This is a genomic window from Pseudomonas sihuiensis (assembly GCF_900106015.1).
GTDB classification, from domain to species: domain Bacteria; phylum Pseudomonadota; class Gammaproteobacteria; order Pseudomonadales; family Pseudomonadaceae; genus Aquipseudomonas; species Aquipseudomonas sihuiensis.
This window is the reverse complement of sequence record NZ_LT629797.1, coordinates 4,875,683-4,900,859: the sequence shown is the minus strand read 5'-3', so window position 1 is coordinate 4,900,859 and position 25,177 is coordinate 4,875,683. Positions and strand designations below refer to the sequence as shown.

29 protein-coding genes are annotated in these 25,177 nt (G+C 63.9%); 19 read left to right on the top strand and 10 right to left on the bottom strand.

The genetic code is table 11. The features are described from left to right. The first annotated feature begins 46 nt into the window (after positions 1–46). Complete coding sequence (gene urtE / locus BLT86_RS22970; protein ID WP_092379832.1) at positions 47–745, top strand: urea ABC transporter ATP-binding subunit UrtE; 699 nt, start codon at positions 47–49, stop codon at positions 743–745. Positions 746–871: 126 nt separating this feature from the next. Here urtE and BLT86_RS22965 read toward each other — a convergent pair whose 3' ends face one another. Further along, positions 872–1,657: an aldolase gene (locus BLT86_RS22965; protein ID WP_092379830.1), complete on the bottom strand. Its 786-nt coding sequence runs from the start codon at positions 1,655–1,657 to the stop codon at positions 872–874. Between the two features lie 182 nt (positions 1,658–1,839). Between BLT86_RS22965 and BLT86_RS22960 the strand changes: the two genes are divergently transcribed. Further along, entirely contained in the window at positions 1,840–3,159 is a 1,320-nt protein-coding gene (locus BLT86_RS22960; RefSeq protein ID WP_092379827.1) for an aspartate aminotransferase family protein, read from the top strand. Between the two features lie 74 nt (positions 3,160–3,233). Here BLT86_RS22960 and pdxR read toward each other — a convergent pair whose 3' ends face one another. Continuing rightward, the gene (gene pdxR / locus BLT86_RS22955) at positions 3,234–4,727 is read right to left on the bottom strand and encodes a MocR-like pyridoxine biosynthesis transcription factor PdxR (RefSeq protein ID WP_017678739.1); all 1,494 of its coding nucleotides are present in this window, start codon (positions 4,725–4,727) and stop codon (positions 3,234–3,236) included. Positions 4,728–4,903: 176 nt separating this feature from the next. Here pdxR and BLT86_RS22950 point away from each other — a divergent pair, with 176 nt between their 5' ends. From BLT86_RS22950 to BLT86_RS22930, 5 genes are all read left to right on the top strand, one after another. Beyond that, positions 4,904–5,785: a transporter substrate-binding domain-containing protein gene (locus BLT86_RS22950; RefSeq protein WP_197676078.1), complete on the top strand. Its 882-nt coding sequence runs from the start codon at positions 4,904–4,906 to the stop codon at positions 5,783–5,785. A 187-nt stretch (positions 5,786–5,972) separates the two neighbouring features. Further along, positions 5,973–6,614, top strand: coding sequence for an amino acid ABC transporter permease (locus BLT86_RS22945; RefSeq protein WP_017678737.1), 642 nt, complete (start codon positions 5,973–5,975; stop codon positions 6,612–6,614). A gap of 10 nt (positions 6,615–6,624) precedes the next feature. Beyond that, positions 6,625–7,287: an amino acid ABC transporter permease gene (locus tag BLT86_RS22940; protein WP_092379825.1), complete on the top strand. Its 663-nt coding sequence runs from the start codon at positions 6,625–6,627 to the stop codon at positions 7,285–7,287. Next, on the top strand, positions 7,280–8,038 hold the full coding sequence (locus BLT86_RS22935) for an amino acid ABC transporter ATP-binding protein (RefSeq protein WP_017678735.1): 759 nt from the start codon (positions 7,280–7,282) through the stop codon (positions 8,036–8,038). The genes BLT86_RS22940 and BLT86_RS22935 overlap by 8 nt, the downstream gene beginning before the upstream one ends. Before the next feature lie 138 nt (positions 8,039–8,176). Continuing rightward, entirely contained in the window at positions 8,177–8,935 is a 759-nt protein-coding gene (locus BLT86_RS22930; RefSeq protein ID WP_059390382.1) for an SDR family NAD(P)-dependent oxidoreductase, read from the top strand. A 109-nt stretch (positions 8,936–9,044) separates the two neighbouring features. Here the strand turns inward: BLT86_RS22930 and BLT86_RS22925 are convergent, their stop codons facing one another. Continuing rightward, positions 9,045–9,755: a sulfite exporter TauE/SafE family protein gene (locus tag BLT86_RS22925; RefSeq protein WP_092379823.1), complete on the bottom strand. Its 711-nt coding sequence runs from the start codon at positions 9,753–9,755 to the stop codon at positions 9,045–9,047. A 180-nt stretch (positions 9,756–9,935) separates the two neighbouring features. On the opposite strand from BLT86_RS22925, the gene BLT86_RS22920 reads away from it, so the two are divergent. The 6 genes from BLT86_RS22920 to ureC all read left to right on the top strand — a co-directional run bounded on the left by BLT86_RS22920 (position 9,936) and on the right by ureC (position 14,390). After that, positions 9,936–10,772, top strand: a complete 837-nt coding sequence (locus BLT86_RS22920; protein WP_045733991.1) for an urease accessory protein UreD — start codon at positions 9,936–9,938, stop codon at positions 10,770–10,772. 184 nt (positions 10,773–10,956) lie between these two features. Continuing rightward, positions 10,957–11,259 (top strand): urease subunit gamma, encoded by a 303-nt coding sequence (gene ureA, locus BLT86_RS22915; protein ID WP_004425162.1) that lies wholly within the window; start codon positions 10,957–10,959, stop codon positions 11,257–11,259. A 3-nt stretch (positions 11,260–11,262) separates the two neighbouring features. Continuing rightward, positions 11,263–11,772, top strand: a complete 510-nt coding sequence (locus BLT86_RS22910; protein WP_092379820.1) for a GNAT family N-acetyltransferase — start codon at positions 11,263–11,265, stop codon at positions 11,770–11,772. A gap of 4 nt (positions 11,773–11,776) precedes the next feature. Beyond that, the gene (locus tag BLT86_RS22905) at positions 11,777–12,310 is read left to right on the top strand and encodes a GNAT family N-acetyltransferase (protein ID WP_092379818.1); all 534 of its coding nucleotides are present in this window, start codon (positions 11,777–11,779) and stop codon (positions 12,308–12,310) included. After that, entirely contained in the window at positions 12,307–12,612 is a 306-nt protein-coding gene (locus BLT86_RS22900) for an urease subunit beta (protein ID WP_092379816.1), read from the top strand. The genes BLT86_RS22905 and BLT86_RS22900 overlap by 4 nt, the downstream gene beginning before the upstream one ends. Before the next feature lie 77 nt (positions 12,613–12,689). Next, positions 12,690–14,390, top strand: coding sequence for an urease subunit alpha (gene ureC / locus BLT86_RS22895; protein ID WP_092379814.1), 1,701 nt, complete (start codon positions 12,690–12,692; stop codon positions 14,388–14,390). 39 nt (positions 14,391–14,429) lie between these two features. Here ureC and BLT86_RS22890 read toward each other — a convergent pair whose 3' ends face one another. Beyond that, entirely contained in the window at positions 14,430–14,873 is a 444-nt protein-coding gene (locus BLT86_RS22890) for a hemerythrin domain-containing protein (protein ID WP_092379812.1), read from the bottom strand. Positions 14,874–15,247: 374 nt separating this feature from the next. Between BLT86_RS22890 and BLT86_RS22885 the strand changes: the two genes are divergently transcribed. Next, entirely contained in the window at positions 15,248–15,661 is a 414-nt protein-coding gene (locus BLT86_RS22885; RefSeq protein WP_092380495.1) for a DUF3592 domain-containing protein, read from the top strand. A 23-nt stretch (positions 15,662–15,684) separates the two neighbouring features. Next, the gene (locus BLT86_RS22880; protein WP_092379810.1) at positions 15,685–16,275 is read left to right on the top strand and encodes a hypothetical protein; all 591 of its coding nucleotides are present in this window, start codon (positions 15,685–15,687) and stop codon (positions 16,273–16,275) included. A gap of 4 nt (positions 16,276–16,279) precedes the next feature. On the opposite strand, the gene BLT86_RS22875 is transcribed toward BLT86_RS22880, so the two are convergent. The 6 genes from BLT86_RS22875 to BLT86_RS22850 all read right to left on the bottom strand — a co-directional run bounded on the left by BLT86_RS22875 (position 16,280) and on the right by BLT86_RS22850 (position 21,261). Continuing rightward, positions 16,280–16,546 (bottom strand): DksA/TraR family C4-type zinc finger protein, encoded by a 267-nt coding sequence (locus BLT86_RS22875; RefSeq protein ID WP_021487914.1) that lies wholly within the window; start codon positions 16,544–16,546, stop codon positions 16,280–16,282. Positions 16,547–16,622: 76 nt separating this feature from the next. Beyond that, positions 16,623–17,486 carry an isocitrate lyase/PEP mutase family protein gene (locus tag BLT86_RS22870; RefSeq protein WP_092380492.1) on the bottom strand — a complete coding sequence of 288 codons (864 nt, stop codon included), beginning with the start codon at positions 17,484–17,486 and terminating at the stop codon, positions 16,623–16,625. A 137-nt stretch (positions 17,487–17,623) separates the two neighbouring features. Then, complete coding sequence (locus BLT86_RS22865) at positions 17,624–18,625, bottom strand: type II secretion system F family protein (RefSeq protein ID WP_092379808.1); 1,002 nt, start codon at positions 18,623–18,625, stop codon at positions 17,624–17,626. Positions 18,626–18,678: 53 nt separating this feature from the next. Next, the gene (locus BLT86_RS22860; protein ID WP_092379806.1) at positions 18,679–19,434 is read right to left on the bottom strand and encodes a substrate-binding periplasmic protein; all 756 of its coding nucleotides are present in this window, start codon (positions 19,432–19,434) and stop codon (positions 18,679–18,681) included. Positions 19,435–19,487: 53 nt separating this feature from the next. Continuing rightward, positions 19,488–20,258 carry a substrate-binding periplasmic protein gene (locus BLT86_RS22855; RefSeq protein WP_092379804.1) on the bottom strand — a complete coding sequence of 257 codons (771 nt, stop codon included), beginning with the start codon at positions 20,256–20,258 and terminating at the stop codon, positions 19,488–19,490. A gap of 79 nt (positions 20,259–20,337) precedes the next feature. After that, on the bottom strand, positions 20,338–21,261 hold the full coding sequence (locus tag BLT86_RS22850) for a substrate-binding domain-containing protein (RefSeq protein WP_092379802.1): 924 nt from the start codon (positions 21,259–21,261) through the stop codon (positions 20,338–20,340). Between the two features lie 165 nt (positions 21,262–21,426). Between BLT86_RS22850 and BLT86_RS22845 the strand changes: the two genes are divergently transcribed. The 4 genes from BLT86_RS22845 (at position 21,427) to BLT86_RS22830 (ending at position 25,139) form a co-directional block, all read left to right on the top strand. After that, the gene (locus BLT86_RS22845; protein ID WP_072423230.1) at positions 21,427–22,155 is read left to right on the top strand and encodes a VC0807 family protein; all 729 of its coding nucleotides are present in this window, start codon (positions 21,427–21,429) and stop codon (positions 22,153–22,155) included. Positions 22,156–22,189: 34 nt separating this feature from the next. Next, complete coding sequence (locus tag BLT86_RS22840) at positions 22,190–22,627, top strand: YqaA family protein (RefSeq protein WP_079784680.1); 438 nt, start codon at positions 22,190–22,192, stop codon at positions 22,625–22,627. A 209-nt stretch (positions 22,628–22,836) separates the two neighbouring features. After that, positions 22,837–23,811 carry a lysylphosphatidylglycerol synthase transmembrane domain-containing protein gene (locus BLT86_RS22835; protein WP_072423232.1) on the top strand — a complete coding sequence of 325 codons (975 nt, stop codon included), beginning with the start codon at positions 22,837–22,839 and terminating at the stop codon, positions 23,809–23,811. A gap of 62 nt (positions 23,812–23,873) precedes the next feature. Then, a complete protein-coding gene (locus tag BLT86_RS22830; RefSeq protein ID WP_092379800.1) occupies positions 23,874–25,139 on the top strand; it encodes an Hsp70 family protein in 1,266 nt (421 codons plus the stop codon). Positions 25,140–25,177 lie beyond the last annotated feature (38 nt).

The window sequence follows — 25,177 nt, the reverse complement described above, 5'->3', positions numbered from 1 at the left end:
ATCCCGTAGGGTGCGCCGCGCGCACCGCATGCTTAAGGACATCGATATGCTGCAAGTCCAACAACTCCACCAGTATTACGGCGGCAGCCACATCCTTCGTGGCTTGTCGTTCGACGTGAAGGTCGGCGAGGTCACCTGCCTGCTCGGCCGCAACGGCGTGGGCAAGACCACCCTGCTCAAGTGCCTGATGGGCCTGATCCCGGCCAAGGACGGCAGCGTGCAATGGGAAGGCAAGCCAATCACCGGCTTCAAACCGCACCAGCGCGTACACGCCGGTATCGCCTACGTGCCCCAGGGCCGCGAGATCTTCGGCCGCCTGACAGTGGAAGAGAACCTGTTGATGGGCCTGTCGCGTTTTCCCGGCAGCCAGGCCAAGGCCGTGCCGGAATTCATCTACGAGCTGTTCCCGGTACTGCGCGAGATGAAGCATCGCCGTGGCGGCGACCTGTCCGGTGGTCAGCAGCAACAGCTGGCCATCGGTCGAGCCCTGGCCAGCCAGCCGCGCCTGCTGATCCTCGACGAGCCCACCGAAGGCATCCAGCCCTCGGTGATCAAGGAGATCGGCGCGGTGATCAAGAAGCTCGCCGCCCGAGGCGACATGGCCATCCTGCTGGTCGAACAGTTCTACGACTTCGCCGCCGAACTGGCCGACCAGTATCTGGTGATGAGCCGTGGCGAGATCGTCCAGCAGGGTCGTGGCGCGAACATGGAAGCCGAAGGCGTGCGCGGGCTGGTAGCGATCTGATGCGCAACGTAGGGCGGGTGCAACCCGCCAGAAATATCCGGGGGTGTCCATTGGTGGGCTGAAGCCCACCCTACGGCAAGCGAGCGATTTGTAGGGTGGGCGACGCCTCACCCGCCCACCAACCAGTTACTCGGCGAAATCCGCCCCCTCGCGCAGCAACTGGCGTTTCACGCTCTCAAGATGCAGGTGCGCGCTTTCGGCGTTGCCCTGCAGCATCTGCCGGCACGCCGCACTGGCAATCGCCGGTATCACCGCCTTCAACGGCCGACCGCTGGCCATGGCCTTGAGCTGCACCTCGGCAGCGCGCTCCAGGTAGTAGAGATCGTCCCAGGCTTCGGCAATGCTCGGCCCCAGTACCAACGGGCCGTGATTCTTCAGCATCAGCACATCGGCATCGCCTGCCGCGCGGGCGATACGCTCGCCTTCGGCGTAGTCGAGCGCCAGGCCCTGGTAATCCTCGTCCACGGCCAGTCGCTCGTAAAATTTCAGCGCGGTCTGCCCGGCCCAGACGAAGGGCTCGCCCTCCAGCATGCACAGCGCCGTGGCGTTGGGCATATGGGTGTGGAAGGCTGCCGTGGCGCGGGGGTTGAGGCGGTGCAACTGGGCATGGATAAAGAACGCCGTGGCCTCCGGACGGCCCTCACCCAGCACTACGCGCCCCTCGAAATCGCAGATCAACAGCGACGAGGCCGTGATCTCGGCGAAGGCCAGGCCATAAGGGTTGACCAGAAACAGCTCCGGCCGCCCCGGCACCACCACGGAAAAATGATTGCAGATGCCTTCGCCCATGCCGAGCCGTGCCGCCATGCGAAAGCAGGCGGCCAGGTCGATACGCGCCTGGGCGATCGCGGGGCTGTTCAGGCCTTCAGTGGACGCCACCGGGGCAGTGTTGATTTCGAATGCGTGGGCCATGGTTTCACTCCTGAAAACGTATGCCTCCAGCCTAGCCTGTGCACACAGGTCGCCTAGGGACAGTTGCCCGACGTCGGTGAGCCAGACGCGCTGACCCGGCCACTTCCGGTATCTGGCCCTACGGCCAACGACCGCTTTGTTCCTAAGGTGCAGCCATCCGCAACGGCCAGCCCGAGGTCATCATGAGCACACCGATCAGCAACCAGTACGTCCACGATCTGGATCGCCAGCACGTCTTCCATTCCTGGTCGACCCAGGGCGCCCTCAACCCGCTGGTGATCGCCGGTGGCGAGGGCTGCACGCTGTGGGACTACGACGGCAAACGCTACCTCGATTTCAGCAGCCAACTGGTCAACACCAATATCGGCCACCAGCACCCGAAGGTCATCGCCGCCATCCAGGAACAGGCCGGCAGCCTGGTGACCATCGCCCCAGCCACCGCCAACCTGATGCGTGGCGAAGCGGCCAAGCGCATTCTCGCCCGCGCGCCGGCCGGTTTCTCCAAGGTGTTCTTCACCAACGCCGGGGCCGATGCCAACGAGAACGCCATGCGCATGGCACGCCTGTACACCGGCCGCGACAAGATCCTCTCCGCCTACCGCTCCTACCATGGCAGCACCGGCGCGGCCATCGTCGCCACCGGTGATCCACGCCGCGTGCCCAACGAATACGCCCGTGGCCATGTGCACTTCTTCAACCCCTACCTGTACCGCACCGAGTTCAATGCGGCGAACGAAGAAGAAGAATGCGCGCGAGCCCTGCAGCACCTGCGCCGGGTCATCGAATGCGAGGGGCCGGGTGCCATCGCCGCCATCCTGCTGGAGAGCATTCCCGGCACCGCCGGCATTCTGGTGCCGCCGAAAGGCTATATGCAGGGCGTGCGCAAACTGGCCGACGAGTTCGGCATCCTATTGATCTGCGACGAAGTGATGGCCGGCTTCGGCCGCACCGGCGCCTGGCTGGCACTGGAACACTTCGGCGTGGTGCCAGACCTGATCGTCTTCGCCAAGGGCGTCAACTCCGGCTATGTGCCGGCCGGTGGAGTGATGATCTCCCAGCCGATCTGCGAGCACTTCGACAACCACTTCTTCCCCGGCGGCCTGACCTACTCCGGCCACCCGCTGGCCATGGCCGCCATCGTCGCCACGCTGGATGCGATGAGCGAGGAAGGCATGGTGGAGAATGCCCGTGATATAGGTGCCCAGGTGCTCGGCCCGGGCCTGAAGAAACTGGCCGAGCGCTACCCGATGATCGGCGAGGCGCGTGGTGCCGGCCTGTTCTGGGCACTGGAATTCGTCAGCGACGTACAGAAGAAGACGCCGATGCCGGCAGCGGTGATGCAGGAAATGAAGGCTGCGCTGACCGCGCGCGGGCTGCTCAGCTTCGTGGTGGAGAACCGCATCCATGTGGTGCCGCCGTGCATCGTCAGCGCCGCGCAGGTAAACGAGGCGCTGGCGATTTTCGATGAAGTGTTCGCCCTGTTCGCACCGCGCTTTGCCTGATAACCGTCGCGGCTAAAGCCCCTCCCACAGAGTCACGGAGCATTTGTGGGAGGGGCTTTAGCCGCGACCGCTCTTCACAACCCCGCCAACACCTCCCCCAGCTTCTGCACGCCAGGCCGAATGCGTTCGGCATCGATAGCATGGAAACCCAGACGCATGAAGTTGGTCGGCGCGGCACCCTCGCCAAGGAAGAACTGCGCCCCGGATTCGATCAACACGCTCTGCTGCGCCGCCGCCCAGGCCAGGCGCTGGGTATCGACACCGCGCGGCGCGGCCAGCCAGCAGGCGCTGGCACCCGGGCTACCCATCGGCTGGCAGTCGCTCAGGTCGCTGCGCAGCGCCTGGTAGAGCAGCTCGCGACGGCGGCAATGTTCCTCGCGAAAACGCCGCAGGTGCGCGTCGTAATGCCCCTGGGCGAGGAAGTCGGCGAGCATGCGCTGGTTGTTCAGCGGCGGATGGCGGTACATCAGCCGGCGCAGAGCGCGGAGCTCATCGATCAGCTCGGCGTCGGCGACCATGTAGCCGATCCGCAGCCCCGGCGAGAAGGCCTTGGACAGGCTGCTCAGGTAGATCACCCGGCCGCTGCTGTCGCTGGCCTTGAGCGCCGGCAGTGGGTGGTTGTCGAGGTTGAATTCGGCGTCGTAGTCGTCCTCGATCAGCACCTGGTCGTGCTCACGAATCTGCCGCAGCAACTGCTCGCGCCGTGCCGCACTCATCGCCACGCCGGTGGGCACCTGGTGCCCCGGCGTTACGTAGAGGTACTGGCAGTCATCCAGGCGCCGGTCCACCACCAGGCCCTGATCGTCGACATCCTGCAGGTGCACCTTGGCGCCGTGGATGTCGAATATGCTCGCCGCATCGCGAAAGCCAGGGTTCTCCACGCCAACGCGCACACCGCGCGCCATCAGCAGGCTGGCCAGCAGATAGAGCGCGTTCTGCGAACCGAGGGTCACCAGAATTTCGTCGGCACGCGCCCAGATACCGCGCTTGGGCAGCACGCGGGTGCGCAGTTGCTCGATCAGTTGCTCATCGTCACGGTCGAAACGGTCGCCCAGCCAGAGCTGGTCGCGCTCACCGCTGAGGTTCTTGCGTGATACCTCACGCCAGCGCTCCAGCGGGAACAGCTCGCTGATCGGCTGGCCGTAGATGAACGGGTAGGTGAAGCGGCTCCAGTTGCTCGGGCGCAACACGCCGTGCTTCAAACTGGGCTGCATACGAAAGCGCGCGGCCCAATCCGGGGCAGTGGCGGCGCTGCTGTCATCGGATGGTTCCGGCTTGCGCAGCGGCGTCATACGCAGCACGGCATCGGTCTGCCCGCAGTAATCGGGGTGCAGGTAATAGCCACTGCGCGGGCGGCTGACCAGGTAGCCGTTGTCGAGCAGGCTCTCGTATACCAACGCCACGGTATTGCGCGACACAGACAACTGCTGTGACAGCTTGCGGCACGATGGCAGCGGCTCGTCGGCCGGGAAACCGCCGCCAAGAATGGCCGACACCAGCGACTCGCGAAGCTGCTCCTGAAGGCCGCGCTGACGGTCGAAATCAAGATGGTAAAAGTGATCGATCATGGCGCCCTCCAACAGCCAAACAACCCTGTGATGTAGCAAGTAGCGCGCCACTGTCGCTGGCCAGAACAAAGGCCGGAACTGCCCCTATCGCCGGCTCGTCAGGCGTCTCTAAGGTGAAAACGAAACCGCCGCCGAGCGGCCTGGACAACCCTTGTCGACACCTCTGGAGCACGCCCATGAAGCCATCGAAAACCGATTCCAAACCCTTCGGCCTGCTGCGCAAGCTGGCCCTGGCCAGTTGCCTGGTCGGCGCCTCGCTGAGCGCCCACGCCGACCTCGACGACATCAAGTCCAAGGGCGTGATGACTGTGGCCACCGAGGATGACTACGCGCCGTTCAACTTCATCGTCGACGGCAAGCCGGAGGGTTTCCACAAGGAACTACTTGAAGACCTGAAGACCTATGCCAAGGCCCAGGGCTTCGATGTGAAGCAGGAAATCCTGCCCTGGACCGGCCTGCTCGCCTCGGTTTCGTCCGGCCAGTACGACATGGCCTTCACCGGCGCCCTGGTCACCGACGACCGCCTGCGCGTGTTCAACTTCGCCCCGCCCTTCGCCTCGGCGCAGCACTTCTACGTCAAGCGCGCAGGCGATGACAGCCTCAGCGATATCGCCAGCCTGTGCGGTAAGACCGTCGGCCTGCAGGCCGGCAGCGCTCTGCTCGCGCGCCTGCCGGAGCTGAAGAAGATGATGGCTGACAAGGGCTGCGAAATCGGCACCGTGACCGAATACCCGTCCTACCCCGAGGCCTACGCCGACCTGGCCAACGGCCGTCTGGACTACGTGATCAACGCGCTGATTTCGGTCAACGACCTGGTCAAGACCCGTGGTGACACCTTCGCCAAGGGCATTGCCGTGTCCGGTGATGGTTTCGCCGCCTGGCCGGTACCGAAGAACAGCCCCGAGCTGCTGGAGTTCCTCACCGGCTTCATGACCGAAGTTCGCGACAGCGGCCGCCTGGCCGAGCTGCAGACCAAGTGGTTCGGCGAAGCCTTCCCGGCCATGCCCAAGGAGCCGATCACCAAGGTCGAGCAGTTCCACGAACTGGCCGGCATGTGACAGCGGGCCGAGGCCACCTCTCTGACATGGCCGCGTAGGGTGCGCCGCGCACCAGCGTCAACGTTGCCAGCGCTTCGGTGCGCACGGCGCACCCTACATGCTCATCGTCAACCCACTGCCGTCTATCAGGGCCAGCCCTGGCCCTGACCTTGCTTGGCACACCCCACCATTTTTCTAGGAGCCCGACATGAACGGACAAGCCTGGTTATTGCTGCTCGAAGGCGCCTGGACGACTCTGTGGATCTCCTCGATCGCCATCGCCCTGGGCGTCGTCATCGGCCTGGGCATCGCCCTGCTGCGCATGGCGCGCATCCCCTTCGTGGAACAGGCGCTGGTGCTCTACGTCAGCCTGGCGCGTGCCACGCCGCTGGTCACCCTGGTGCTGTTCATCTTCCTCTCGGCGCCGACTTTCGGCCTGGCCATGGACCGCAACACGGCGGCAATCCTCGCCCTCACCCTGAATACCGCGGCCTTCAATGCCGAGGTCTGGCGCACGGCGTTCATCAGTTTCTCCCGCGAGCAGAAGGAAGCGGCGCTGGCCTGCGGCATGACCAACGGCGTGTTCTTCCGCCGCATCATGCTGCCGCAGATGATCACCAGCAGCCTGCCTGGCCTGGTCAACGAGATGTCCTTCCTGATCAAGAGCAGCCCGGCCATCGCGGTGATCGGCATCGTCGACCTGACCCGCGTGACCAATCGCATCAGCGCCGTGACCTACGAGCCGCTGCCACCGATTCTCGCCGCCGCCCTGCTGTACATGCTGATCATCGGCGTGCTGCTCAAGGTGCAAGCAATCGCCGAGAAGAAAGCCAACCGCCTGGCCATGTGAGGACGCGACCATGACCGAATGGAGCATCATCTGGGAGGCGCGCGGCGCCTTCCTCAATGGCGCACTCAACACCCTGATCCTGTTCGCCCTGTCGGTGCTGGCGGCCTTCGTCATCGGCTGCTTCAGCGTTTACCTGCTGGAGGGCCGCAACTGGTTGTCGACGCTGCTGCGCGGGGCGATCAACCTGATGCGCATGCTGCCCTTCCTGGTGCTGGCCTACCTGCTCTACTACGGCCTGCCGGCCCTGGGCATCAAGCCCAGCGCCTGGGGTGCGGGCCTGGTGGCGCTGGCCATCTATCACGCGGCGTACTTCGCCGAGATCCTGCGCGGCGCGCGCCTGGTATTGCCACTCGGTCAGGTCGAGGCGGCCAAGGCCCATGGCTTTCGTCCAGGCCGGCTGTACTGGCGGATCATCCTGCCGCAGTTGGTGATCCGCACACGCCCGCTGCTCGGCAACCAATTGATCTACGCGCTGAAGGACACCGCCTTTCTCACCATCATCACCGTGCAGGAACTGACCGCTGCGGCCAATTCGGTGCAGGCCACCTACTTCATTCCCAGCGAGGCGTTCATCGTGGTCATCGCCCTTTACTGGATCATCAGCATCTGCCTGGAACTGGCGCTCAAATGGGCGAGCCGGTTCGGCGCCAAACGAGGTTTCGAACATGCCTGAGGCACCTGCGGTACAGATCGACAATCTTTCCAAGAGCTTCGACGGTATCGAGGTGCTGCGCGACATCTCGTTGACCGTGAACAAGGGCGAAGTGGTCAGCGTGCTGGGCTCCTCCGGTTCGGGCAAATCCACCCTGCTGCGTTGTATCAACTGGCTCGAAGAGCCGGATCGCGGCAGTATTCACATTGCCGGCCAGCGCATCGGCGTCGACGCCCAGGGCAAGCGCATGAACAACCGCGAACTGGCGGCGATTCGCGCCAAGACCGGCATGGTGTTCCAGAGCTTCAACCTGTGGCCGCACTTGAACGTGCTGCAGAACGTCATGGAAGCACCGATGCAGGTGAAAAAGATGCGCAAGGACGAGGCCCGCGCCATCGCCCAGACGCTGCTGGAAAAGGTCGGCATGGAACAGAAGGCCGAGGCCTTTCCCTACACCCTCTCCGGTGGGCAGAAGCAGCGCGTGGCAATTGCCCGCGCCCTGGCCATGAGTCCGGAGGTGATCCTGTTCGACGAGCCAACCTCGGCACTCGACCCGGAACGGGTCGGTGAAGTGCTGACGGTGATGAAGAATCTTTCCAGCGAGGGCTACACCATGATCGTGGTCACCCACGAAATGGAATTCGCTCGCGCGGTGTCGGATCAGGTGGTGTTCCTGGAAAAGGGCCTGCTGATCGAGAAATCCGCGCCGGAGAAGTTCTTCACCAACCCGGAAACCGAACGCGTGCGCAAGTTCCTCGAACTGTCCGCATGAATCCGCGGCCAGCTGTGGAGCGCGGCCTTTAGCCGGACTCCTTACACTGGCGCCCCACCCTAGTAGGACTGCTCTAGCTGCGCCCGAAAGCGGATGCAGGAGCAGGCCATGAACCCTGATAGCAAAACGAGGTTATCCATGAGCAAGGTGGCATTCATCACAGGCGCGACATCCGGTTTCGGCCGCGCCACGGCACGACGTTTCGCTGAGGCCGGCTGGGCGCTGGTGCTCAGCGGACGACGCCTGGAGCGCCTGGAAGAGTTGAAGGCCGAATTGCAGGACCAGGTGCCGGTGCACATCGCTGCGCTCGACGTACGCGATGCCGCCGCGGTGAAGGCGCTGGTCGACGGCCTGCAAGCGCCCTTCGACCGTATCGATGTGCTGGTCAACAACGCCGGTCTGGCCCTGGCCCCGGAGGCGGCGCAGAAGGTCGCCCTGGAAGACTGGCACACCATGATCGACACCAACGTCACCGGCCTGGTCAACGTCACCCACGCGGTGCTGCCGAAGCTGCTGGAAATCGGCAAAGGCACCAGCATCATCAACATCGGCTCGGTGGCCGGCGAATGGCCCTACCCGGGCGGCCACGTGTACGGCGCCACCAAGGCATTCGTCAAACAGTTCAGCTTCAACTTGCGCTGTGACCTCATCGCCACCGGCGTGCGTGTCACCGACATCGCGCCGGGCATGGCCGAAACCGAATTCACCCTGGTGCGTACCAAGGGCAACCAGGCCGCCTCCGACGCGCTGTACGGCAGCACCACGCCGCTGACCGCCGAGGACATCGCCGAGCAGATTTTCTACGTCGCTACCCTGCCGGATCACATCAACATCAACCGCCTGGAAATCATGCCGAGCCGCCAGGCCTGGTCGCCCTTCGCCATCGACCGCGATTGAAGGACGCGCCTCGCAGGGCGGGATCGACACCGACCCCGCCCGTAGGGTGCGCCATGCGCACCGCCGTGATCCCGCAGCAACGGATACCTTTCGGTGCGCACGGCGCACCCTACAAGATCGCCTTCAGTAGGCTGCCCAGCGACAACAGCACCAGCAGCCCACCGACCAGCACCCGCAGCGATATCGGCTGCCAGCGCGGGTGCAGCCACTGGCCAAGCAGGTTACCGGCCAGCGCCGGCAATGCCAGTTCCAGCGCCAGCCGCCACAGCGCGCCGCTCAGCACACCCGCGACACCCAGTCCGATCAGCGCAGCGCCACTGCTGGCCAGGAAGAACAGCACTGCCGTACCGCGCGACTGGCGCGCATCGAGGCCACTGCGCAGCAGGTAGATCATCAAGGGCGGGCCGCCGGCCGAGGCCAGGGTGGTCGCCAGGCCGGATGCCAGCCCGGCCAACCAGGCCATACCCTGGCTCACCGGCGTGGCAACGGACGGACGCCACAACACCAGCATGCCCCCGCATAAACAGAGCACAGCCACCAGCGGCGCCATGATGTGCGCCGGCAGCCATAGCAGCAGCCAGGCGCCCAGCGGCACCGCCAACAGCATGCCGCCCAATAGACGCACCAGCACGCGCCCATGCACGGCGCGCAACGCCGCCGGCCACAGCGTCACGCTGCATGCCACATCGAGAATCAGCGCCACCGGCACGGCTTCGGCCGGCGGCAGTCGCAGCATCAGTCCGAGCGCCATCAGCATGGCGAAACCGAAGCCGCTGTAGCCGCGCACCAGGCCTGCGGCGAAGGCGATAAAGGTGAACATGGGCGCTCCACACGAATCGTACGCCCGACTCTAGAGCTGGCCAGGCGAGATAGGCAGAGCCAGATGCAGCACCGCGACTGGCCACAGGTGCAGGTAGGTGCGAAGTCGCACCGAATTGGTTCAGGGCACGCCTCTTGCTTGCCCACTCGGTCAACTATCCTGCGGAACCCCTGCCTTAACATGAATCTGCCTGCCGCCCTGTTCACGCCAAGCTGGCCTGCCGAGCTGGAGCTGGCCTATGCGCGCCACGGCGAACGCACCACGCCAGTGCAGAGGCGCCACCTCGGCCCTCTTAGAGTGCAGAAGCACCTGTATGCCGAAGGCCCGGAGGTGTGCCAGCACATCATCGTCCACCCGCCTGGAGGCATTGCCGGCGGCGACGTTCTGGATATCTCGGCCCACGCTGGCGAAAACACCTGGGTGCAGCTCACCAGCCCCGGAGCGGCCAAGTGGTACCGCGCCGCCGGTGTCGCCCGGCAGGATCTGCGCCTGTGCGTCGACGCTGGCGCCACCCTGGAATGGCTGCCGCAGGAAACCATCATCTATGCCGGCGCTCAGGCCGAACTGCACACGCAGATCGACCTGCACGGCGACGCTCGCCTGTTCTACTGGGATATCGTCGCCCTCGGCCGCCCCGCCGCCGCCGAGCGCTTTGCCAGCGGCCACTTTCAGGCCGCGCTGGATGTTCGCCGTGACGGCCAGCTGCTCTGGCACGAACGCCAGCGTGTTGCTGGTGGCGACGGTCTGCTCGACTCGCCTATCGGCCTCAACGGCCAGCCGGTGTTTGCCACCCTGCTGATCAGCGCCGATGTAGACAGTGATTTACTCGAACGCTGCCGGGAACTGAAGATCGATGGCGTGCGCGGTGACCTCAGCCAGCTCTCGGGCCTGCTGGTCGCACGCTGCCTGGCCAGCGAAGCACTCAAGGCTCGCGCCTGGCTGATCGAGCTCTGGCGCCTGCTGCGCCCGGCGATGCTGGGGCGCGAAGCTGTGCCACCCCGAATCTGGAGCACATGAGCACAACGGACATGTAGGAGCCGGCTTGCCGGCGATCAACAGAGGCCTAATCGCCGGCAAGCCGGCTCCTACAAATTGCAGTACAGCCACGCCAGAGTGGAACAGCGCACGCCGCGTTCCACCAAGCGACCGAAGCACTATTGCGGACAAGGCACAGCCTTGCCGCTCCAAGACTGGAGCCGTCATGGATTTGTCACCAAGAGAAAAAGACAAGCTGCTGATCTTCACCGCCGGCCTGGTGGCCGAGCGCCGACTGGCGCGTGGGGTGAAGCTGAATTACCCGGAAGCCATGGCCTACATCTCCGCCGCTCTGCTCGAAGGCGCGCGCGACGGCCAGACAGTCGCCGAGCTGATGCATTTCGGCACCACCCTGCTGGCCCGCGATCAGGTGATGGAGGGTGTGCCGGAGATGATCCCGGAGATCCAGATCGAAGCCACCTTCCCCGACGGCACCAAGCTGGTGACCGTCCACCAACCGATCGCCTGAACCATGAGTTTCGACATAGTGAATGCCAGCGAAGCCGACCTGCCCGGCATCCTGGCCATCTACAACGACGCGGTGCAGCACACCACAGCAATCTGGAACGAGACGCTGGTAGACCTGGCCAACCGCCGTGCCTGGCTGGTCGAACGCACGGCGGCCGGCTTCCCGGTGCTGGTCGCGCATGACGCTGCCGGCGAGGTAGTCGGTTATGCAAGCTACGGCACCTGGCGCACCATAGAAGGCTTCCGTCAGACCGTCGAACACTCGGTCTACGTACGCGCCGACCAGCGCGGCCAGGGCCTGGGCCCCGCGCTGATGCAGGTGCTGATCGAGCGCGCTCGCGCCGCCAACCTGCATGTCATGGTCGCCGCCATCGAGTCGGAGAACGCAGCCTCGATTCGTCTGCACCAGCGCCTCGGCTTCATCACCACCGGGCAGATGCCCCAGGTCGGCCGCAAGTTCGGGCGCTGGCTGGATCTGACCTTTATGCAACTGATCCTCGGAACCAAGGAGTGACCCTGTGAGCGTGACACTGCAGCGACTCGATAGCACCAACTTCGCCAACTACCGCGAAGGCTTGAGCGTCCTGCTGCTCGATGCGATCAACGATGGTGCATCTATAGGTTTTCTCGCCGATCCAGACGAACGAGAAGCCGCTGAATATTTCGCCCAGGTGCATGCGGCCATGACGGACGGCTCTCTGCTGCTCTGGGTGGCCCATGAGCAGAGCCGCGTTCTGGGCAGCGTGCAACTGAGCCTGTGCCAGAAACCCAACGGACTGAACCGCGCAGAGATCCAGAAACTGCTGGTGCTGAGCGACGCACGTCGTCGCGGCATCGCCCGTCTGTTGATGCAAACCGTCGAGCAGGAAGCCGTGACCCGCAAACGCGGCCTGTTGTACCTCGACACCGAGGCCGGCAGTGACGCAGAACGGCTTTATCGTCACCTCGGCTACCAGTGCATTGGTGGTCTACCCGATTACGCCTGCGGCCCGGACGGCACCTACCGGGCCAATGCCATCTACTACAAGACGCTTGCGAGGCCTTCACCATGATTCCCGGCGAATACCAGATTGCCGACGGCGAGATCGAGCTCAATGCCGGTCGCCGCACCCTGACCATTTCCGTAGCCAACAGCGGCGACCGACCGATCCAGGTCGGCTCGCACTACCACTTCTTCGAGACCAACGACGCCCTGCTGTTCGACCGTGCTGCCGCACGTGGCATGCGCCTGAACATCCCCGCCGGCACCGCAGTGCGCTTCGAGCCAGGGCAGAGCCGTGAAGTGGAGCTGGTCGACCTGGCCGGCCAGCGCCGGGTGTTCGGCTTCGCCGGCCGGATCATGGGCGATCTATAGCCCGTAGGGTGCGCCGTGCGCACCAGCAACGACACAGATAGCAACGGTGCGCACAGCGCACCCTACGAGGACTTCCAATGAAGATTTCCCGCCAAGCCTACGCCGACATGTTCGGTCCCACCGTCGGCGATAAGGTGCGCCTGGCCGATACCGACCTGTGGATCGAAGTGGAAAAGGACTTCACCACTTACGGCGAAGAAGTGAAATTCGGTGGCGGCAAGGTGATCCGCGACGGCATGGGCCAGGGTCAACTGTGTGCCGCCGATGTGGTCGACACGCTGATCACCAACGCGCTGATCATCGACCACTGGGGCATCGTCAAGGCCGACGTCGGTCTCAAGGACGGGCGCATCGCTGCTATCGGCAAGGCCGGCAACCCTGATATCCAACCCGATGTGACCATCGCCATCGGTGCCGGCACCGAGGTGATCGCTGGCGAAGGCATGATCCTCACCGCCGGCGGCATCGACACCCATATCCACTTCATCTGCCCACAGCAGATTGAAGAGGCGCTGATGAGCGGGGTGACCACCATGATCGGCGGCGGCACCGGGCCGGCCACCGGCACCAACGCTACCACCTGCACTTCCGGCCCCTGGCACATGGCGCGCATGCTGCAGGCCGCCGACGCCTTTCCGATGAACCTGGGCTTTACCGGCAAGGGCAACGCCTCGCTGCCCGAACCCTTGATCGAGCAGGTCAAGGCCGGCGCCATCGGCCTGAAGCTGCACGAAGACTGGGGCACCACCCCGGCGGCCATCGACAACTGCCTGTCGGTCGCCGATCAATACGACGTGCAGGTGGCCATCCATACCGACACGCTGAACGAGTCCGGCTTTGTCGAAACCACTCTCGGCGCCTTCAAGGGCCGCACCATCCACACCTACCACACCGAGGGTGCCGGTGGCGGCCACGCGCCGGACATCATCAAGGCCTGCGGCTTCCCCAACGTGCTGCCGTCCTCGACCAACCCGACCCGACCGTTCACCCGCAACACCATCGACGAGCATCTGGACATGCTGATGGTCTGCCACCACCTCGACCCGAGCATCGCCGAGGATGTGGCCTTCGCCGAGAGCCGTATTCGCCGGGAAACCATCGCCGCCGAAGACATCCTGCATGACCTCGGCGCGTTCTCCATGATCAGTTCCGACAGCCAGGCCATGGGCCGCGTCGGCGAGGTGATCACCCGCACCTGGCAAACTGCCGACAAGATGAAGCAGCAGCGCGGCCCGCTGCCCGAAGACGAGCCCGGTAACGACAACTTCCGCGCCAAGCGCTACATCGCCAAATACACCATCAACCCGGCGATCACCCACGGCATCAGCCATGAAGTGGGCTCGATCGAAGTGGGCAAGTGGGCCGATCTGGTGTTGTGGCGCCCGGCCTTCTTCGGCGTCAAGCCGACGCTGATCCTCAAGGGTGGCGCCATCGCCGCCAGCCTGATGGGCGACGCCAACGCCTCGATCCCGACGCCGCAGCCGGTGCACTACCGGCCCATGTTCGCCAGCTATGGTGGCAGCCGCCATGCCACCAGCATCACCTTCATCAGCCAGGCCGCGTTCGACGCCGGCGTGCCCGAGCAGCTAGGCCTGAAGAAGAAAATCGGCGTGGTCAAAGGCTGCCGCGAGGTGCAGAAGACCGACCTGATCCACAACGGCTACCTGCCCAATATCGAGGTCGATCCGCAGAACTACCAAGTCAAGGCCGACGGCCAGTTGCTCTGGTGCGAGCCGGCCGAGGTGCTGCCGATGGCGCAGCGTTATTTCCTGTTCTGATGCAAGAGCCGGGTGTTGCGCCCGGCTCTTATCGGTCTGTCAGGACGCCTGCTTCATCTCGTCGTAGGCGCTGAGATAGTCACCCGCCAGTTGCCGCTTCTCCTTGTCGCGAAGCAGCTTGCCGGCCATCTGGAAGAAGGTGTGTTCTTCTTCCTTGAGGTGGTGTTCGACCTTTTCCGCCAGGGCCTTGGCTTGCGCCAGCCAGCTCGGGCTGCTGGGGTCGGTTTCCTCCAGGTCCTCGATCATTTCGTCCATCTGGTGATGCTCGGCGATCGCGTGGCGTGACAGATCCACGCCAGCGTCCTGCTGCATCAGGGGAATATAGAAATGGCGTTCCTCGGCCACCGAGTGCACGGCCAGTTCCTGCTTGAGCTGAGAAAACAAAGCGTGGCGTTCGGCGCTGTCGCCCTGGGTGGCGATCAGTTTCTGCGCCAGTTCGCGCTGGATATCGTGGCTGATGCGTAAGGCTTCGAAAATCGTCATGCAGGCACCTCTTCCTGAGTCACGGTCGTAGTAGCACTAGACCAGCAGCAGGTGAATAGGTGCCACACTGGCTCATCAACCCGACCTCAATACGCTCGATGGGGCAGAAATACATCGACTCCGGAAGCCTGTGACGCGGCCTGGTGAACGGCAATTGTAAAAACTCGCCAAGCCGTGAACCTCGCCATGTCATACCTCGCCACGAAACCTTATGATCCGGCTTCGTCACATGCGTAAATAAGCAGGCTGGCATTAACGAAAACACCCTCTATTCAGGCTGTGCAATGACAGGGAATTTCGCAGAGTGCTGCTTGTCCTAACGTCCGGCCCAGAATTCTCTGGCAATGTTCATGGAAGATCAGGAATACCACAGGATGCCCACTACTCCATCTCGCCTGCTCAAGGGCGGCCTCTTCAACTTGGCAGGTCTTGTACTGCTCACAGCAACGGTCGTGCAGACCTCTTCTCGCGTGGATTTCCTGAAATCCGCCCTTCAGGCCGAAGGTAATGTCGCCTCCCTCAATGCAGGCGGCTCCCACCCGGAGATAGCCTTCACCGACGAAAGCGGTACCCGTATTTCCTACCCCCAAGGCGGTTGGATTTACGGCTATCAGGTTGGCATGCCGGTAAAGGTCTACTACCGGGCCGAGGCACCGGCCACCTCTGCCGTGATCGATGACTTCGGCGCACTTTGGGGAACCTCGGTCCTTCTTGGGCTGCTGGGCTCCGTCTTCATGGTCAGCGGGCTGCTGACCCTCTTCAGACGCGCGCCTCACGAAAGCGTCTGAGCAAACTTCACAAGGAAGCGAAAATGTCGATGATGACCATCCCCCTGCCCGTCAACCCCAGCCGCTGGGACTACGTCACGGCCAGTGGCGGCGGCCTGACCGTGGCCTTTGTTGCCGGTAGCGGCGGTTCGATAACCCTGCGTTCGCCAACCGGCGAGAACGTCAAACTACACTACAGCGGCATCGGTGCTGGCATTGGCATAGGGGCCAAACTGCCGCGCTTCGGCAAAGTGGATATCAAGATCAAGGGCAAGAGTGTCGGTGGAGTCGGGGCAGCAGAAGCCTTCCCCAGCGACGGCGCGGTGTTCGTCGCCGACGACCTCACGGCTGACGACCTCACCCGCGACGATATCGTCGGCCCCTGCATGTACGTGGAAGCAGGCGGGGGTGTTGCGCTAGGCGTATCCGCAACGGCCATGCTGTTCGGTCTGGACCCGAAGCTACTGGCGGCAGCGATGCTGGCGAATACAACTCCAGCAGCCAACCTCACCATCTCGCCGATACTGACCCGCAAGCTGATGCAGTCCGCGAGTGGAGCCCTGGTGATGGCAGGAGCCAATCTTGGCATCCAGGCGGGGATTGGCGGCGCAGTCTATATCGGCGCGCTGTTCTGAGGTTTCAACGCAACTGGCTGTCCTTGCTACCGCGACGGTTATAGCCGCTGTAGGCGGCGTTCTCCCGGTCGTGCTCGGCTTGGCAATTGACGCACAGGCGCACGCCGGGAATTGCCTGACGCCGGGCCTCGGGAATGACAGCATCGCATTCCTCGCAATGACGCAGGCTCTCACCCTTCGGCAGCTGGCTGCGAGCACGCGCAACGGCGTCTTCGATGCTGCTGTCGATCTGTTCCTGCACTGCGTCGTCGCTTGCCCAACCACCTGCCATGTTCGACCTCCTCGCACTCTCCGAACAGATATGCGCCCGGAGAATGCGAAGTGCAAGTGCAGCCGGTCGCGACAGGCTACTCGCGGACTTCCATGAACTCCTTGGCCCACAGAATGTAATCCTCGGGCATGGTGTACTTGTGGGTCAGCTCGGTGGCGTTGAGGTCGCACGGCTGCGCACCGCGCTGCTCACGCAGACAGTCGTAGGTGGCCTTGATCGCGGCGAAGTAGGCAGCATGTCCGTTGACCACGATGCGCACGCCCAAACGCGCCAGGCGTTGGTTGTCGCGCAGCTCGGGGTTGCCGTAGGTGACCAGCATCAGCGGCACCTTGAGGCCTGCGGCGATCTGCTCCAGATGGGCAAAATCCTTGATCCCGACCAGGCAGATGCCGTCGGCGCCTGCAGCCTCATAGGCGCGAGTGCGGCGGATCACTTCGTCCACCTCCAGTACGCCGGCATGGGTACGGGCGATGATCGAGAGCTCCGGATCGACACGCGCCTCCAGCGCAGCGAGGATCTTGCCGACGCCTTCCTCGATGGAGATCAGGTCGGTGGACTTGCGGCCGAACTGGGCCGGCAGCAGGGTGTCTTCGATGGTCAGCGCGGCGACGCCGGCGCGTTCCAGCTCGACCACGGTGCGCATCACATTGAGCGCATTACCGTAGCCGTGGTCGGCATCGGCGATCACCGGCAAACGCGCGACGCGGCCGATGCGCGCGGCCTGCTCGACGAATTCGCTGAGAGTGATCAGGGCGAAGTCCGGCGCACCGAGTACCTGCAGGGAGGCGACGGAGCCGCCGAGAATACCGACCTCGAAGTCGAGATCGGCGGCGATGCGGGCGGACATGGGATCGAAGACCGAAGCCGTGTGGTAACAGCGGTCGGAAGCCAGCAGGGCACGAAAGGCACTGCGTAGCTCATGGTGGGATGCACGTTGCAGGATGGGCATGGGGCGTATTCCAAAGTCGGTTGAATCGCTTTTTTCTCTTTTTAGTAATGGCGTAGACGTGACGAATGCTAGCGCAAGGCACTTGCTGCCAGCTTTCAAACGGACCGCCGTGGTCGATAACCAGCAAATTATCGGCCAGCCAGCTCCGCGGGCAGGGCCGGGAAGAAACCGCCACCGGTCAGCAGGCCGTATGCCATCCAGCCGGCGACCGCCAAATAGAACAGCCGTGGCGCCCAGCTCGCCAGCATCTGTTGGCTCGCAGCCAGCTGCTGCGCCTGCAGGCGGGCGAAACGCAGCAGCGCCTCGCCTGGCCGGCCGGTCGCTTCGCCGGTATTGAGCACGCCGATGAGCATGGCTTTGCCATGAAAACTCAGCCCGTCGAACGCCCGCACCAACGACTGCCCAGCCGCAACCCGTGGTGCCAGGTTGGCGAAATCCCGCCGCAGCCGTGCATTGGTCACGGCATTGCAGGCACGCGGCAAGGCATCGAGCACCGGCATGCCCGCCTCCAGCAACAGCCCGAGGCTGTCGCAGAAGTTACGAATATCCGCTCGCAACTGCAGGCTGCCCAATATCGGCAGGGCCAGCAGAAGATCGTCGAGCGGACCTGGCTGATCGCTTCGCCACTGCTGCCAGCGTCGCCACATAGCGCGCGCACCGAACAACAGCGCAGCCAGCCACAACACCGGCAGCAGAACGGCCGCCAGGTAACCTGCACCACTCAGGCTGCCAGCGACCAGAGAAGGCAAGGGCTTGACCGCCAGCGCCAGCAGCAAAACCCCGGCGGGCAGCAGAAGACGTGACTTCAACTCTGCGGCATGACGCGCCTGCTCATCGTAGCGCTGCGCCAGCTGCTCGTAGACATGCGCCAGTGCACCGGCTTCTTGCGCGGCGCGTATCAGGCCACTTTCCAGTGGCGTGAACACGCCACTCAACTGGCCGGAACTCGCCAGGTCGCGTCCAGCGCCGACCATCTGCCGCAAGCGCTTCACGGCGGCCTCGTGGCGCGTGCCGATATCCACACTGGCCAGTGCCCGATCAATGGGCACACCGGCCCGTTCCATCGCACCAAGGTGAGCGAACAAGTCGGCGCGACTGCGCAGATCGAGAGTGAGATGACGACGCGACATGATCGAACTCGGTAGATTTCAGCGCTCAGGTTAACCAGTCGTCACGCGGGGCGCTACGGAGCGATGGGCGGCATCGGCGCATGCGGCAGCCAACGCCCGAGGATCGCCGCGAGGCTGCCGTCCTCATGCATCTGCTGCAAGGCGCGCTGCCAGCGCACCACACGCACCACCGAAGTCTGCGGGGAGAAAGCGATGTAATAGGCCGAGCGCATGAACGGCACGTGCGCGGTGACGTCCTGCGGTTTGAGATCGACAGCAGCCAGCTCGCCAGCCAGGGTCAGGTCTTCGGTAGCAATCAGGTTGACTCGGCCATGCTTGAGCATGGTCACCATCTGTTTCGAACTGGGCACGCCGTAGAGGTTGGTAAAGCCCCTCGCGCTGAGGGTCTCGAAGGTGTACCACTGCTTGGGTAGCGCCAGTGGCCCGCTGGCCGCGGCCTGCTCCAAGGTGTCGATGACCAGGTCGCGCGACTTGAGCGAATAGAAGCTGGTGGTGCCGACCACGATGGGCCCGACCCACTGAAATCTGTTCTCGCGCTCGGCAGTACGCACGGTGGAAAACAGCGCGACATCTTCCTCCTGTTGAGCCAGATGCAATGCTCGCGTCCAGGGCATCAGTTCGATCTGACCGTTGTCGCCGGTGCGCGCCAGCAACGCTCTGACCACCTCGACGGAGAAACCGCTGGGCTCGCCCTCGCGCAAGAAGCTCATCGGCGGCGCATCCTCGGTGAGCAGACGCAGCTGTGCCGCCGCTGGAGCGCACAGCACCAGCAGCAGGATACACAGCCATCGATTAATACACTTGGCCATCACCGCCCCTCCCGCTTGCAGCCTAGCAAGACGTGGAGCGCCATGCAGCCGCTTCACTCGAGGCGCAGCAAATCGACCAACGTCCGCTCATCGGCCGTCGGAAACCAGTGTCGATAGATCCGCTCCAGGCTACCGTCATGACGCATCTGCTGCAGCGCCTGCTGCCATCGCGCGACACGAGCGGCATCCGTCTGCAGGGAAAAGGCGATATAGGAGTCATTGGGCATCAGGTCGAACTGCGCCTGCAGCTGCCCGGCATGCATGCCCTGTTCGGCAAGCATGCCGTCGAGGGTCAGGTTGTTGGCCAGCAGCAGCTTGACCCGGCCATGGCGAAACATGCGCAGCATGTCCTGAGGCGTCGGCACGCCATACAGGTTATCCAGCTCCTGCTCACGCAGCAGTTCGTAGCTGTACCACTGCTTGGGCACCGCAAGGGTGCCGAGCTGGCGCACGTCGTCCAGGCTGGTGACTCGCAGCCCGGCATCCTTGTGCGTGTAGAAGCGCGTATAGCCTCGCGCGATCGGCCCGACCCACTGAAACTCGGCTTCGCGCTGCGCCGTGCGCACGGTAGAAAACAACGCGGTGTCGGCCTGATGACGAACCTGGTGGTAGCCGCGTGTCCAGGGCACCAGTTCAATGCGCGCCTGCTCACCGGTACGGCGGATCAACTCTTCGACCACCGCCACAGCCATGCCACTCGGCTTGCCATTCTCGAGATAGCTGAACGGTCGATAGTCTTCGGTATACAGCCGCAACTCGGCAGCCGTCACGTGGACGCAAAAACTGCAGAACAACAGAGCTGCGAGCAGGTACTTCAGGTTCATTGCACGCCACCGTCTAGAGCGCGCCCTACAGCGAATTCAGGGCGGCCAGGACAAGGATCATAAACCCGCGCTCTGCCCATCACCAAGGCTGTTGCGGCGCGGTCATATCGGCCAATTCCCTGGCGGTCAGTACCCGTGGCTCGAGCAACAGTTGCAGGCGTGAAATGGCGCGTTCGCCACTCAGGGCCCGATGCACCAGGCGCACCGCATGATCACCCATGGCCTGCGGCTGCTGAAGCAACAGGGCGTGAATCTGTCCTTGTCTCACGGCATCGAACAGCAGTTCGCCTCCGTCGAAGCCGACGAAGCCCACCGTACCGGCCTTGCCCAACTGGCGCAGAGCCGCCAGTGTCGCCCGGCTGCTGGTGCCATTGGGGCTGAACAGGCCGTCGAGCCTGGGCAACTGCTCGCTCAGGGCCTCGGCGATGCGCTGGCGGTCATCACCCAGGTAGGTATCGAATACCACCTGCAACCCTGACGCCTGTGCCGCCAGCAGAAAGCCGCGCTCACGCTCCTCGGTCGATTGCAGCCCGGGACGCAAACGCAACACCCCGACCCTGCCACCCTGCCCGAGACGCTCGGCCAGTTGTTGCCCGGCCAACTGACCTGCGAGGAAGTTGTCGGTCGCCACCAGCGCATAAGCGCCATCTCCCGCAACGCCGCGGTCGACATAGACGGTGGGAATACCTTCGTCACGCAAGGCCGCTATCCGGGTATCGATGGCATCGCCAGCCGGGGCGATGATCAGCGCCTTGCAGCCCTGTGCAAGCACACGATCTATCAGCTGCAATTGCACCTCGACGCTGCCCTCCTGGGTCGGGCCGCGCGTATAGAGTTCCAATTGCAGATCGTCAGCGGTGCGTCTCGCGCCGGCTTCCAGCTCGCTCCAGAACGCCGATGTGCCGGCCGGCACCATACCGATGCAGTCCCGCGCCCAGGCCGGCACAGGCGTCAGGAAAACAGCAGCCAGCAACAGGCAAATGAAAGGGATGATTCTTGGCATGTTCGACTCCCAGGCCTTGCCATCACTTTAGCATCGCCAGCCAGCTCTTCTCTCCTGTCGGATGGCTGTCGACTCATACTTTTTCACATTCAAAACCGACGGTCGGGCTAGCCCTGGCGCGCCGGGCAGGCGATCATCGGCCTTCCTACGCAGACTCCAGCTACCATGACCGCCACTACTGACAGCCGTACCCCGACGCACAAGCCCCGCCCGCTGATCGACCTGGCCATCAGCATCCTGATTCCCTCGTTCATCCTGATGAAGCTCAGCGGCGAGCACCGCCTCGGCGCCGATGGCGCACTGATCCTGGCCCTGGCGTTCCCGCTGGGCTGGGGCGCGTTCGAGCTGATCAAATATCGCAAATTCAACTTCATCGCCCTGCTCGGCCTGATCAGCGTAGCGCTGACCGGCGGTATCGGCCTGCTCAAGCTCGACACTCAGTGGCTGGCAGTCAAGGAAGCACTGATTCCCGGCCTGATCGGCATTGCCGTGCTGGTCTCCACCCGCACCCGCTACCCGCTGATCCGCACCCTGCTGTTCAACAAGACGGTGCTCAATATCGACAAGATCCATGATCGCCTGGAGCAAGGCGGCCACGTCGAGCACTTCGAGACGCGCCTGATGCGCGCGACCTACTGGCTCAGCGGCACCTTCTTCTTCTCCTCGTTCATGAACTACGTGCTGGCCAAGTGGATCGTGGTCAGCCCGGCCGGCACCGAGGCCTTCAATGATGAACTGGGGCGCATGACCCTGCTCAGCTACCCGATGATCGCCATTCCCTCGATGATCATGCTGATGGCCATCTTCTACTACCTATGGAAGACCATTCACGGCCTGACCGGCCTGAGCCTGGAAGAGATCATGGCCAACAGCGGCCAGGAATCGCAGTCCTGACCCCCGCCGGCCCTGCGGCCGGCGCGCTCCTGTCATGCTGAGTCTGTCCGCCTATCCGGCACTGTTTCTTTCTGCCTTCGGCGCGGCGACGCTGCTGCCGCTGCAGTCCGAAGCCGTGCTGGTCGCCCTCCTGCTGGCCGGCCAGCATCCGCTCTGGGCCTTGCTGCTGGTAGCTACCCTGGGCAATGTGCTGGGCTCCTGGGTCAACTGGCTGCTGGGCCGCTCCATCGAGCACCATCGCGAGCGCCGCTGGTTCCCGGTCAACCCGGCCCGCTTGCAGCAGGCGCAGGCCTGGTACGCCCGTTACGGGCGCTGGTCATTGCTACTGAGCTGGATGCCGGTGATCGGCGACCCATTGACGCTGGTCGCTGGTGTGATGCGCGAACGCCTGTGGATATTCCTGCTCATCGTCACCCTGGCCAAAGCCGGCCGCTACGCGGTGCTGGCAGCGCTGACCCTGGCCTGGATATGAACATATCGGAACAATCGCTGACACAACTATTGAGGGGCGTCTGCATGCTTGCCAGTTGAGTACTGGCGGCGGCTCCCTGATACTGCGCAGCGCGCCGCGCGGGCACGATCCGCCAACGGCCGTTGCGAGCGGCCGGCAAGCCGGTGAACAGCCGCCTCGTCAGAGGCATACGGCCCCACTACCCCGGGCCTGGTGAGCGAGGAATAGCGGTGTCTGTCGTAGAAGCCAAACCCAAACTGAAGCGCAGCGACCTGATCTGGACGCTGATCGGGCTCAGTGCCGTGGTGCTGTCTGGCTTCCTGCTCTACCGCGAGTTGGGCAACATTTCCCTCGACCAGATCAAGGGCAGCCTCGAGGCGATCTCCCACATGAACTGGCTGCTCGCCGCCGCCGCCACCCTCGGTGCCTACTGGGCACTGGCCTGGTACGACCGCATCGCCGTCGCCCACCTCGGCAAGCAGATTCCCTGGCGTTTCATCACCCTGTGCTCCTTCACCACCTATGCCCTGGCCCACAATATCGGTGCCTCGGTGTTCTCCGGTGCCGTGGTGCGCTATCGCGCCTATCGCAGCAAGGGCCTGACGCCTCAGGAAATCGGCATCCTCATCGTCTTCTGCTCCTTCACCTTCGCCCTTGGCACCCTGCTGGCCAGCGGCTGCGTATTGATCGCCCAACCCGACCTGATCCACCGGGTCGCCAACATCACGCCGCTGGTCTCGGTGGTCATCGGCAGTGTGCTGCTGAGCCTGGTCGGCCTCTACGTGCTGGGCTCCTGGCGCCAGTTCAAGCCTTGGACCCTGGGCAAGCTGCACGTGGAATATCCGCGCCTGCCCATCGTCGGTCGGCAGTTGCTAGCTGGCCCGCTGGAATTGCTCTGTGCGGCGGCGATCATCTATTTCGCCCTGCCAGCCGACAATCACCCCGGCTATCTGATCGTGCTCGGCGTATTCCTCGCCTCCTTTTCGCTGGCGCTGCTGTCCCACGCACCAGGTGGCCTGGGTGTGCTGGAAGTGACCTTCCTGGCGGCCCTGCCAGAAATTCCCGCCGCCGACGTGCTGGCCGCGCTGATCGTGTTTCGCGTGTTCTACCTGCTGCTGCCCTTCGCCCTGTCGCTACTGGTAGTGCTGGGCTTCGAGTGGAGCCAGTGGAAGAGCAAGCAGCAGAGCGGCAACCTGCCGTCCTGACGACTCGCCGTCGCCGCGCTACTGACATAGAATGCGCGGCCATTTTTGCGGCTCTGCGTTCCATGTCCTTTTCCACTCCTGCCCGCGCCTGCGGCATCGACTTCGGCACCTCCAATTCCACCGTCGGCTGGCTGCGCCCCGGCCAGGACAGTTTGCTGACACTGGAGGACGGCAAGATCACCCTGCCATCGGTGATTTTCTTCAACACCGAGGAACGCCGCCCGGTCTACGGCCGCCTGGCCCTGCACGAGTATCTGGAGGGCTACGAGGGGCGCCTGATGCGCTCACTCAAGAGCCTGCTGGGCTCTAAGCTGCTCAAAAGCGAAACCACGGTGCTGGGCAGCGCCCTGCCATTCAAGGACCTGCTTGGCTTCTTCATCGGCGAGCTGAAGAAGCGCGCCGAGGCCCAGGCCGGGCGTGCCTTCGAGGAAGTGGTGCTGGGCCGCCCGGTGTTCTTCGTCGACGACGACCCGGTCGCCGACCTGGAGGCGCAGAACACCCTGGTGGCCGTGGCGCACAAGCTCGGGTTCAAGGAGGTGTCGTTCCAGTACGAGCCCATCGCCGCGGCCTTCGACTACGAGTCGAACCTGGAGCGCGAGGAGCTGGTGCTGATCGTCGATATCGGCGGCGGCACCTCAGACTTCTCTCTGGTGCGTCTGGCCCCTGAGCGCCACCATTTGGCCGAGCGCCAGGACGACATCCTCGCCACGGGCGGCGTGCATATCGGCGGGACCGACTTCGACAAGCAGCTGTCGCTGGCCGGCGTGATGCCGCTGTTCGGCTACGGCAGCCGGATGAAGAGCGACGCCTTCATGCCCACCAGCTATCACCTCAACCTGGCGACCTGGCACACCATCAACGCGCTGTATGCGCAGAAAACCCAGCTGGCCCTGCAGAACATGCGCTACGACATTGTCGACGCCACCGGCATCGACCGCCTGTTCGGCCTGATCGAACAGCGCGCCGGGCATTGGCTGGCGATGCAGGTGGAAGAGAGCAAGATCGCCCTGAGCGAACAGGACGCGCGGCCCATCGATCTGTCGCGCGTCGAGCCGGGCCTGGTCGCCGAGCTGACCCGGCCGCTGTTCGAGAACGCCATCGAGCCGCTGCTCGAGCGCATCCGCGCCAGCCTCACACAATTGCTCGCCGATGCCGGAGTCAGCGCCGATCAGGTCGACACACTGTTCTTCACCGGCGGCTCCAGTGGCGTGCCGGCGCTGCGTCAGAGCGTGGCCGCCATGCTGCCCAACGCGCGCAGTGTAGAAGGCAATACCTTTGGCAGCATCGGCAGTGGTCTGGCCATCGAAGCAAAGAAGCGCTACGGCTGAGCCGATTCTGTTTCCAAATGCTGCCCGTACGTCGCAGC

Excerpts from the sequence above, each read along its gene's own strand:
- BLT86_RS22950 (WP_197676078.1), top strand. The coding sequence starts at position 4,904 with ATGAAGCCATCGAAAACCGATTCCAAACCCTTCGGCCTGCTGCGCAAG.
- BLT86_RS22860 (WP_092379806.1), bottom strand. The coding sequence starts at position 19,434 with ATGGCCAAGTGTATTAATCGATGGCTGTGTATCCTGCTGCTGGTGCTG.
- BLT86_RS22880 (WP_092379810.1), top strand. The coding sequence starts at position 15,685 with ATGTCGATGATGACCATCCCCCTGCCCGTCAACCCCAGCCGCTGGGAC.
- BLT86_RS22875 (WP_021487914.1), bottom strand. The coding sequence starts at position 16,546 with ATGGCAGGTGGTTGGGCAAGCGACGACGCAGTGCAGGAACAGATCGAC.
- BLT86_RS22865 (WP_092379808.1), bottom strand. The coding sequence starts at position 18,625 with ATGTCGCGTCGTCATCTCACTCTCGATCTGCGCAGTCGCGCCGACTTG.
- BLT86_RS22945 (WP_017678737.1), top strand. The coding sequence starts at position 5,973 with ATGAACGGACAAGCCTGGTTATTGCTGCTCGAAGGCGCCTGGACGACT.
- BLT86_RS22850 (WP_092379802.1), bottom strand. The coding sequence starts at position 21,261 with ATGCCAAGAATCATCCCTTTCATTTGCCTGTTGCTGGCTGCTGTTTTC.
- BLT86_RS22900 (WP_092379816.1), top strand. The coding sequence starts at position 12,307 with ATGATTCCCGGCGAATACCAGATTGCCGACGGCGAGATCGAGCTCAAT.
- BLT86_RS22960 (WP_092379827.1), top strand. The coding sequence starts at position 1,840 with ATGAGCACACCGATCAGCAACCAGTACGTCCACGATCTGGATCGCCAG.
- BLT86_RS22830 (WP_092379800.1), top strand. The coding sequence starts at position 23,874 with ATGTCCTTTTCCACTCCTGCCCGCGCCTGCGGCATCGACTTCGGCACC.
- BLT86_RS22885 (WP_092380495.1), top strand. The coding sequence starts at position 15,248 with ATGCCCACTACTCCATCTCGCCTGCTCAAGGGCGGCCTCTTCAACTTG.
- urtE (WP_092379832.1), top strand. The coding sequence starts at position 47 with ATGCTGCAAGTCCAACAACTCCACCAGTATTACGGCGGCAGCCACATC.
- BLT86_RS22910 (WP_092379820.1), top strand. The coding sequence starts at position 11,263 with ATGAGTTTCGACATAGTGAATGCCAGCGAAGCCGACCTGCCCGGCATC.
- BLT86_RS22935 (WP_017678735.1), top strand. The coding sequence starts at position 7,280 with ATGCCTGAGGCACCTGCGGTACAGATCGACAATCTTTCCAAGAGCTTC.
- BLT86_RS22890 (WP_092379812.1), bottom strand. The coding sequence starts at position 14,873 with ATGACGATTTTCGAAGCCTTACGCATCAGCCACGATATCCAGCGCGAA.
- ureA (WP_004425162.1), top strand. The coding sequence starts at position 10,957 with ATGGATTTGTCACCAAGAGAAAAAGACAAGCTGCTGATCTTCACCGCC.
- BLT86_RS22840 (WP_079784680.1), top strand. The coding sequence starts at position 22,190 with ATGCTGAGTCTGTCCGCCTATCCGGCACTGTTTCTTTCTGCCTTCGGC.
- BLT86_RS22855 (WP_092379804.1), bottom strand. The coding sequence starts at position 20,258 with ATGAACCTGAAGTACCTGCTCGCAGCTCTGTTGTTCTGCAGTTTTTGC.
- BLT86_RS22930 (WP_059390382.1), top strand. The coding sequence starts at position 8,177 with ATGAGCAAGGTGGCATTCATCACAGGCGCGACATCCGGTTTCGGCCGC.
- BLT86_RS22845 (WP_072423230.1), top strand. The coding sequence starts at position 21,427 with ATGACCGCCACTACTGACAGCCGTACCCCGACGCACAAGCCCCGCCCG.
- ureC (WP_092379814.1), top strand. The coding sequence starts at position 12,690 with ATGAAGATTTCCCGCCAAGCCTACGCCGACATGTTCGGTCCCACCGTC.
- BLT86_RS22965 (WP_092379830.1), bottom strand. The coding sequence starts at position 1,657 with ATGGCCCACGCATTCGAAATCAACACTGCCCCGGTGGCGTCCACTGAA.
- BLT86_RS22940 (WP_092379825.1), top strand. The coding sequence starts at position 6,625 with ATGACCGAATGGAGCATCATCTGGGAGGCGCGCGGCGCCTTCCTCAAT.
- BLT86_RS22920 (WP_045733991.1), top strand. The coding sequence starts at position 9,936 with ATGAATCTGCCTGCCGCCCTGTTCACGCCAAGCTGGCCTGCCGAGCTG.
- pdxR (WP_017678739.1), bottom strand. The coding sequence starts at position 4,727 with ATGATCGATCACTTTTACCATCTTGATTTCGACCGTCAGCGCGGCCTT.
- BLT86_RS22925 (WP_092379823.1), bottom strand. The coding sequence starts at position 9,755 with ATGTTCACCTTTATCGCCTTCGCCGCAGGCCTGGTGCGCGGCTACAGC.